Source organism: Massilibacteroides sp., assembly GCF_028705895.1.
Taxonomy (GTDB): Bacteria; Bacteroidota; Bacteroidia; order Bacteroidales; family Tannerellaceae; genus Massilibacteroides.
In genome coordinates this window covers 1-9063 of sequence record NZ_JAQWCQ010000087.1, presented here as the reverse complement: position 1 = coordinate 9063, position 9063 = coordinate 1, and the positions used below count along the sequence as shown (strand labels likewise).

Below are 9063 nucleotides of genomic sequence, written 5' to 3'. Positions count from 1 at the left end.
AGATCAAGGCATTCAGATCACAATTTAGAGGCGTGGGAGATATTAAGTTTTTTATGTACAGGCTGGCTATGTTATATTCTTAACCTATGAAAGGAAGGATATCCACCGAGAAAATCCGCTGATCCCAAAGTAGGTTGAAAATTGCTGTTTTTTGCTTTGTGGGGGGAAAATGAAAACTCCCGATATTCGTTGAATATCAGGAGTTTACTTCTTTTTGCTTTCTCTAAAAGTGGTGCCACCAGGAATCGAACCGGGGACACAAGGATTTTCAGTCCTTTGCTCTACCAACTGAGCTATGGCACCTTGTTTTGACGGGTGCAAAGATACGCGATCTTTTTAAATTTGCAAGAGGGTTCGGGTATTATTTTGTTTTTATTTCAAACTATTCCAGCCTTGGGCTTTTAATTCAACTTCTCCACCGTCACGTCCTATGAGGTAATTTCCTAATGCTGCCTTTGTTATGTGGCCTATCACCTTGATTCCTTTTATTGATGCGACTCGTTCGTGAAGGGAAAGAGGTACGGTGAATAAGAGTTCGTAGTCATCGCCTCCGTTAAGAGCGGCTGTTACAAGATTCATGTTAAATTCTTCTGCCATAGCGGCTGTTTGAAAATCGATGGGAATACGGTCTTCATAGATTTGACAACCTACATTGCTTTCTTTGGATATGTGTAATAATTCGGAGGATAGTCCATCGGAAATATCAATCATGGATGTCGGTTTTATTCCGGCTTTTTCTAATGCGTCTATGATATCTTTGCGCGCTTCCGGTTTTAACTGTCGTTCCAGGAGGTATTCTTTACCGGTAAAGTCCGGGGTAAAGTCTTTTTCTCCTTTGTAAATATGTTTCTCTCTTTCTAACAGTTGCAATCCCATATAGGCAGAACCAAGATCTCCGGACACACAGACAAGATCAGTTTCTTTTGCTCCGCTGCGATAAACTTCTTTGCCTTTTTCTACTTCTCCAAGGCAGGTTATACTGATTGTTAAACCTGTTAATGATGCAGAAGTATCGCCTCCTACTAAATCAACGCCATAGATATCACAGGCCAGCTTTAATCCCTCATAAAAACTCTCTAAGTCTTCGACCGAAAAACGCTTTGAAATACCCAAGGCTACCGTTATTTGTTTTGGACGGCCGTTCATTGCATAGATATCTGAAAAATTTACAATGGCAGATTTATACCCTAAATGTTTCAAAGGAACATACATTAAGTCAAAATGAATCCCTTCCAACAACAAATCTGTCGTCACAAGAGTCAGCTTGTCTTTATAATCAAGTACAGCCGCATCATCTCCGACTCCTTTGAGACTGCTCTTATTTTTAAGTTCTATTTTATCGGTAAGATGGCGAATAAGTCCGAATTCACCTAACGTTGAGATTTCAGTTCTGTTCATTTCTCGTTTTTAAACTATTTTCTTTTTGGAAAGAGATAATATGTCTATTTATTAAATCTTCAAATTCTTCTTTGCTTCTGGTGCAGAAGTCTATCGTTATAGGCAGATAATACATAGATCTGCGAATACTGTCCGGGATATCATCGTATATACTCCTGAATCGGGCTGCGTCTTTCTCGGTCATAAGTATAACTTTTCCTATCGAACTTATCTCATTAAAAGTCTTTTCTATATGTGTTACATCTTGTTTATCAAAAAAATGATGGTCAGGATAAATAAGAGGTGTAATATTTGCGGTATATTTTTTCATCTCTTTTATAAAATTATCCGGCGAAGCTATTCCGGCAATCAACAAGACCGTGTCTTTTTTCCGAATATCCAATAGAGACCAGGGTTCCGCTTCTTTGGGGAAAACCGGTTTCATCTCTCCATAGACAACAGATGTAAAAAATACTTCCTGATGCGCCGTCAGGTACATATTCTTTTCCACAATCCGATACTCAATCGGTTTAATATCTTTACTGCATTTTGTGACTACGACTATATCGCTTCGGTTAATACTGTCCTTACTTTCACGCAACCGTCCCAGAGGTAGTAATTTATCCTGATAAAACGGTTGTGAATATTCGGTCAGCACAATAGAATACGATGGGGTTACGTAACGATGCTGGAAAGCATCATCTAAAAGAATCACAGATGGTGGATCATTTAAGGACAACAAACTTCGGATACCGTTTCTTCTATCAGCATCTACGGCAACTAAAATATCGGGATATTTGGAATAAATCTGATAAGGTTCATCACCAATTTCAAAACTGGTGCTCTGCGGATTTGCAAGAATAAAGCCCTTACTTTTACGCTTGTAGCCGCGACTTAATACCGCCACCTTAAATTTCTTTCTTAATATACGAATCAGGAACTCGGTATGAGGTGTTTTTCCGGTTCCTCCTGCAGCAAGATTTCCGACACAAATCACCGGAACTGGAAACTGTTCAGAAGGTAAAATTCCCCAGTCAAATAATTTATTTCTCAATCCCACTCCTAACCCATACAGGAGGGAAAACGGAGATAACAAAAAATTTAATTTCCCGGCATGCATCATCTATAAAAGGTTCATATCATAAGTTTTGCCACAATTGCAAACAAAGATAAAGAACTTATTTTACTGATCCGCCCTTTTATTTATAATTTCCATCAGAACTTCGCGAATTTCGCTATCTGCTTCCTTAATTTCTTTCAGTTTTTTACGGCCTGTAGATGAAAGCACAAAATACATCTGACGTTTATCTTCTTTTCCCAAACGTCTTTCGATTAATCCTTTTTCTTCTACAGATCTAATCACTTTCGAAGCATTGGAATTCGACAAGCCCAAATTAGAAGCTATTTCGCTGGAAGAATACATTTCTGTACAAAGTGTACACAAAAGCATACCTTCGTTGAGACAAAGGTCATGCTTCTGAGAAAATTCCAGCTCAAATTCCCTGATTGCACGGTAAATATCCCTCAGGGAACATAGTGCATTGTCAACTTTCATTTTCAATTATTATTTATTTAACAAAACAGAGTCAATGGCTTCTTTCAATGTGCCTTTAGGAAGAGCGCCGCGTGCCATCTGTGGTTCTCCGCTCATCGGAACAAACAGTAATGTAGGAATGCTACGTACGCCAAAGGCTGCTGCAAGTTCTTGTTCTTTCTCTGTATCAATTTTATAAATATAGATTTCGCCTTCGTATTCTGCAGCAAGTTCTTCCAGAATAGGGGCTATAGCCTTACATGGGGCACACCAGTCTGCATAAAAATCAATTACAGCCGGTTTATCACCTAAGTATTTCCATTCATTGGGATTTGTTTCGAAGTTAGCCACTTTTACTAAAAAATCCGCCTTAGTCAAATGTATCGTTTTCATTGTAACCTCCTTTTGCGTTGTTTCTTTTAATTCTTTTTTTTCTTTAGCTTGTGTATTGCACGATATCAACATGAGCGACGCGAACAACACACCATAAAATAATTGCTTCATTACTTAATCTTTTTTTGTTATTAACTGAACGTTCAAATCATTAACAATGCAAAGGTATAAATATTTTCCAAAGGAACAAATCGATAATAGAAACAATTTATATAGTAATAAACAAATTGTTACTACTCATTCCAATAGGGTATATAAAGAATCTAAGGAATAAATCCGGAAATTATTCAGAGAGGTAATTCCTTGACAATACGGGCAGTAACACCGGCATTTCCCCGAACATACTCATCCGCTTTTTTCCCGGAAACCTGCAATAAGCCCGAGTCGGAGAATAACTCATCCATGCATTTATTAAATTCCTCTTGGTTGGCTATTGAGAATGCTCCTCCAAGTTGCAATAAGTCTTTCGCCTCTTTAAACTTCTGGTATTTGGGTCCGAAAACGACAGGCATTCCATACACTGCTGCTTCAAGGATGTTGTGAATTCCTACACCAAAACCACCACCAATATAAGCAATGTCTCCATAGCGATAAATAGAAGACAGAAGCCCAAAACTATCAATGATGAGACAATCCACACCTTCCAGAGTTTCTCCTGAGGTTGCCTCAGACAGACGGACGGATTTCCTTTTCAGAAGAGACGCAATGCCCAGCAAGTGCTCTTTATGTATTTCATGGGGGGCTATAATCAGCTTCATCTCCGGATGGTCGTTAAAATAAGAAATAAAGAGTTCTTCATCCTGTGGCCAAGAGCTACCGGCAACCAATACCGTCTGCTTCCCGCCCGCACGATTGTCTATAAATTGTTGCACTACATTAATTATCCGCGCTTTCTTCTGGACATCCAACACGCGATCAAAACGGGTATCTCCGGCAACGGTCACATTTTTTATATTATACTCCGCCAACAGAGCCCGTGAGGCTTCATCTTGTACAAACAAATGATTAAAGCAAGTCAACACCTTCCTGTAAGATCGCCCGTACCATTTAAAAAACACCTGTTGCGGTCGGAATATCGCAGAGATTATATAAGTCGGAATATTTCGTTTTTTTAGTTCAGTCAGATAGTTTGCCCAGAACTCATATTTTATAAAAATAGCAATCGTTGGATTTGCCAAATTCAGGAACTTCTTCACACGGTACGGGGTATCAAACGGAAGGTAACAAATAACATCCGCACCATCATAGTTTTTTCTTACCTCATAGCCGGAAGGAGAAAAAAAAGTGAGTAAAATTTTATATTCCGGATGTTCTGCTTTTATTTTTTCTATAACCGGACGCCCTTGTTCAAATTCGCCCAAAGAGGAGGCGTGAACCCAGATATATTTTGCGTTACGATCTATATTATCACGCAGGATAGCATTTGTTTTCCACTGTCCCAACCGAATCAGACGTGCCTTCTTATGAAAAGGAGTAATAAGTTCAACCACGAAGGCATAAAGGTGGATAATCAGACTGTATATCATCGCGACAAGTCTTACTTTAAAACCTCGATCGCACGTTGTATGCGTCGTATGGATTCCTCTTTTCCCAATGCTTCCGTGATGTCAAAAATATGAGGGCCTTTCCCTTCTCCTACTAAAGCCAAACGAGTCGCATTCATAATATTCCCCAAGTGGTATCCTTTTTCTTCAATCCAGGCTTTCACTTCTGTTTCCGTACCTTCTATATCGAAAGGTTCTCGCGTACGGAGCACTTCTATAAGCTCGGCCAACTGCTCGGCAGAGTTTTCTTTCCAACGTTTTTTTACCGTCTTTTCATCATAGGATTCCGGTGCCACAAAAAAGAATGATGTTTGATCCCACAGTTCTTTAACAAAAGAAACACGCTCCTTCATCATCCCAACCACCTTCTCTACATAAGAAGCCTCAGCCTTGATTCCGTGTTCTTCTAAAACAGGCATAAACAGACCTGCAACTTCTTTATTCTCCTTTCTGAGAATATACTGATGGTTGAACCATTTTCCTTTTTCGTAATCAAATTTAGCACCACTGCGACTACAATGCGCCAGACTGAACTTACGAATCAATTCGTCCATATCCATTATTTCCTGGTCATCACCGGGATTCCAGCCTAATAGGGCAAGGAAATTAACGACAGCCTCCGGAAAGTAGCCGCTTTCACGATAGCCTGAGGATATTTCTCCGGTTTTCGGATCTTTCCACTCCAAGGGAAATACAGGAAATCCAAGTCGGTCGCCATCGCGCTTACTAAGTTTTCCATTCCCTTCCGGTTTCAACAGCAGAGGTAAATGCGCAAACTCCGGCATTGTTTCTTCCCAACCCAGATTACGGTATAATAAAACATGCAAAGGAGCGCTCGGCAGCCATTCCTCACCACGGATTACATGCGACACTTCCATCAGGTGATCATCAACGATATTAGCCAAGTGGTAAGTAGGCAATTGATCGGCCGATTTATACAACACTTTATCATCCAGAACAGAAGAATTAATTACGACTTCACCACGAATAAGATCGTTTACTGTAACATCTTCATTCGGTTCGATCTTAATGCGGACTACATATTGATTTCCTTCTTTAATCAAGGTATTCACTTCTTCTTCAGAAAGAGTCAAGGAATTACGCATCAGCATTCGCGTCGATGCATCGTACTGGAAATTTGAAATTTCCTGACGTTTTTTATCTAATTCTTCCGGCGTATCGAAAGCTACATAAGCTTTATTTTCGCGCAACAGTTGATCTACATAGTCTTTATAAATCTCTCTGCGTTCGCTTTGACGGTAAGGTCCATAGCTTCCACCAAAACTAACCCCTTCGTCAAATTTGATGCCTAACCAGGTCAGGGATTCAATAATATAATCTTCCGCTCCAGGTACAAATCGTTGAGAGTCCGTATCTTCTATACGAAGAATCATTTCCCCACCGTTTTGTTTGGCAAACAGGTAGTTATACAATGCGGTGCGAACCCCGCCTATGTGTAATGCTCCCGTAGGACTCGGTGCAAAACGAACTCTTACTTTTCTTTGATTCATCATCTTCTTTTGAATAATAACGGGGCAAAAGTAGAGCTTTTTTTTCGCATAGTAAACTTTTTTACGTACATTTCGGGTTTAAACATTAGTAGATATGGAGTTAAAGAAAAACAATATACCGACAATTTTCCTATTTCTTATCACCACAATCCTGATTGCTTATTTCTTCCCCCGGGAGGGACTTTTCAGATATCAGTTTTATGAAGGAAAGCCTTGGAGATATGGGCTTCTGACTGCCCCGCAAGATTTCCCCATATATAAAAGCACAGCAGAGGTTGAGGCTGAGAAAGACAGCGTTTTAAAGAACTTTTCACCTTACTACAGGCTTAATCCGGATATCCTTGAGCAACAAAAAGAAAAATTACGGGAAGCATATACACAACGATTTTCAACGACCATTCCTGCAGAATATATGCAATACATAGAAAAAAGTCTGACGGATTTATACCAGCATGGCATTATTGCGACTACAGAATTTGAAAAACTGCAGAAAGACAAAATCAATCAGGTTAATCTATTGGAATCAAATGTTGCACAATTATATTTTGCAAGTGATTTTTTCACAATCAAAACCGCCTATGAGTTCATCATTAATAACGCACCTGCTGCGATTAATAAAAACCTGCTGCAAAGTTGCAATATTAATGATTATCTGACAGAAAATATCAGTTACGACTCGGCAACAACAGATAAAGTAAAAGAAGAATTACTGAAGAGTGTTCCCATTGCAAACGGAATGGTGCAGGCAGGTGAACGAATTGTTGACCGGGGAGAAATTATCGACAATCATACATATAATGTATTAAGATCTTTAAAGATTATCCACGAATCTCAATCGGAAGGGGGCAAAAGACAAAACCTGATTATTGCCGGACAGTTTACCTATGTATTAGGCATTATGCTCTGTTTCTGGCTTTATTTATTTTCATTCCGTCCTAAATTGCTGGAAAGAAGAAGGGATGTACTCTTTTTATTACTCTGTATCTTGCTACCTTCTTTATTGGCAGAACTATGTATCAGCCTTAGCTTGTTCAATCTGTATATTATTCCTTTCGGTATCGTACCCATTGTCATCCGAACTTTTTTCGATTCGCGTACGGCAATGTTTACGCACCTCATGCTTGCACTGCTTTGCTCGCTAATGGCACCTTTCCCATTCGAGTTTCTCAGTTTGCAGATCATAGCCGGTATGGTTGCCATATTCAGCCTGAAAGAATTATCTCAGCGTTCACAGTTAATCAGTTCTGCTTTCTTCATTTTCTTAGCCTACGCTTTAGGCTATCTTAGTATGACGGTTTATCAGGAAGCTGATTTGAGTAAAATAAACTGGAATATGTTATTGTATTTCGGCATCAACTTTATTCTGCTGATGTTTGCGTATGTCTTGGTTTATTTTCTGGAGAAAACTTTCGGATATATTTCCAGCATTACTCTCGTTGAATTATCCAATATTAATACCCCTCTCCTCAAAAAATTATCAGAGACAGCCCCGGGCACGTTCCAACATTCGCTTCAAGTGTCTATTCTGGCATCAGCAGCGGCAGCAAAGATCGGAGCTAATTCGCAGTTAGTGCGTACAGGAGCGATGTATCATGATATCGGTAAAATGACGAATCCGGCTTTCTTTACAGAAAATCAGACCAGTGTTAATCCTCACAACCAACTTCCATTTGAAGAAAGTGCACAAATAATAATTGGACACGTTACCGAAGGTGTCAAACTTGCCGAGAAGGCAATGCTGCCTGAAGCAATCATTGATTTTATACGCACGCATCATGGAAAAGGGAAGGTAAAATATTTCTACAATTCCTTCAAGAACAAATATCCCGACAGGGAAGTCGATGAGAGTCTATTTACCTATCCCGGGCCTAATCCATTTACTCAAGAAACGGCTATAGTCATGATGGCAGATGTAGTGGAAGCGACTTCAAGGAGCTTAAAGGAACATACCGAAGAAGGCATCAGTGAATTAGTGAACAGATTGATCGACTCTCAATTAGAAGACGGATTACTCAAGAATGCACCTTTAACATTTCGCGATGTAGAGGAAGTAAAACAGGTCTTTATCGAAAAATTAAAGACCATGTATCACACGCGGATCAGTTATCCCGAGTTGAAGAAATAGTATCCAATAACCCGGCACAAGCATCTTCCAGAAGATCAAGTACGAGTTCGAACCCAGAGGCACCACCATAGTATGGATCCGGCACATGGTCGTGAAGTTTCTTTCGCGAAAAATCCGTCATTCGATGTATTTTCTCAAGTGATGCAACATCCGGAGCTTTTCGCTTCAAATCCGAGATATTACTATCATCCATACCTATTATCACATCAAAATCAAAGAAATCAGATGTTTTCACCGGACGAGAACGAGAATCCAGTTTATATCCCCTTCTGCCACCGTGCATCCGCATTCGCGAATCAGGCAATTCACCCTCATGATAGCTATGAATACCCGCAGAATCAATTTCTATTCTGTCAGACAGTCCCGCATCACTCACTAGTTTTTTCATTATTGCCTCTGCAGACGGAGAACGACAGATATTGCCCAGACAAACAAACAAGATTTTATACTTCCCTTTCATACGTAAATTATGTCTGTGAAATCACGTTTAAATAGGTGATTTCGGTTAATAACTCAATTTTTAGACAAAGAAAAGGCAGCACTCTTCTACTAGAAAAATGCACAAATGGTTATTAAGAA

At 39.6% G+C, this 9063-nt stretch carries 8 protein-coding genes and 1 tRNA gene; 1 reads left to right on the top strand and 8 read right to left on the bottom strand.

The annotated features are described in order from the left end of the window. Positions 1-230: 230 nt before the first annotated feature. The 7 genes from PHT93_RS14625 to gltX form a co-directional block, all read right to left on the bottom strand. Positions 231-303, bottom strand: a tRNA-Phe gene (locus PHT93_RS14625). A 69-nt stretch (positions 304-372) separates the two neighbouring features. Further along, on the bottom strand, positions 373-1398 hold the full coding sequence (gene thiL / locus PHT93_RS14620) for a thiamine-phosphate kinase (protein ID WP_300244405.1): 1026 nt from the start codon (positions 1396-1398) through the stop codon (positions 373-375). After that, complete coding sequence (lpxK, locus tag PHT93_RS14615; RefSeq protein WP_300244402.1) at positions 1385-2500, bottom strand: tetraacyldisaccharide 4'-kinase; 1116 nt, start codon at positions 2498-2500, stop codon at positions 1385-1387. The genes thiL and lpxK overlap by 14 nt, the downstream gene beginning before the upstream one ends. Before the next feature lie 60 nt (positions 2501-2560). After that, complete coding sequence (locus tag PHT93_RS14610) at positions 2561-2932, bottom strand: winged helix DNA-binding protein (protein ID WP_300244401.1); 372 nt, start codon at positions 2930-2932, stop codon at positions 2561-2563. A 9-nt stretch (positions 2933-2941) separates the two neighbouring features. Continuing rightward, on the bottom strand, positions 2942-3415 hold the full coding sequence (gene trxA, locus PHT93_RS14605; protein ID WP_300244399.1) for a thioredoxin: 474 nt from the start codon (positions 3413-3415) through the stop codon (positions 2942-2944). Between the two features lie 176 nt (positions 3416-3591). Further along, positions 3592-4830, bottom strand: coding sequence for a glycosyltransferase N-terminal domain-containing protein (locus PHT93_RS14600; protein ID WP_300244396.1), 1239 nt, complete (start codon positions 4828-4830; stop codon positions 3592-3594). Between the two features lie 11 nt (positions 4831-4841). Continuing rightward, positions 4842-6359 carry a glutamate--tRNA ligase gene (gene gltX / locus PHT93_RS14595; protein ID WP_300244408.1) on the bottom strand — a complete coding sequence of 506 codons (1518 nt, stop codon included), beginning with the start codon at positions 6357-6359 and terminating at the stop codon, positions 4842-4844. A gap of 94 nt (positions 6360-6453) precedes the next feature. On the opposite strand from gltX, the gene PHT93_RS14590 reads away from it, so the two are divergent. Beyond that, positions 6454-8484: an HDIG domain-containing metalloprotein gene (locus PHT93_RS14590; RefSeq protein WP_300244393.1), complete on the top strand. Its 2031-nt coding sequence runs from the start codon at positions 6454-6456 to the stop codon at positions 8482-8484. On the opposite strand, the gene PHT93_RS14585 is transcribed toward PHT93_RS14590, so the two are convergent. Further along, the gene (locus PHT93_RS14585) at positions 8459-8944 is read right to left on the bottom strand and encodes a low molecular weight protein-tyrosine-phosphatase (RefSeq protein WP_300244390.1); all 486 of its coding nucleotides are present in this window, start codon (positions 8942-8944) and stop codon (positions 8459-8461) included. The genes PHT93_RS14590 and PHT93_RS14585 overlap by 26 nt on opposite strands. Positions 8945-9063: the final 119 nt, after the last annotated feature.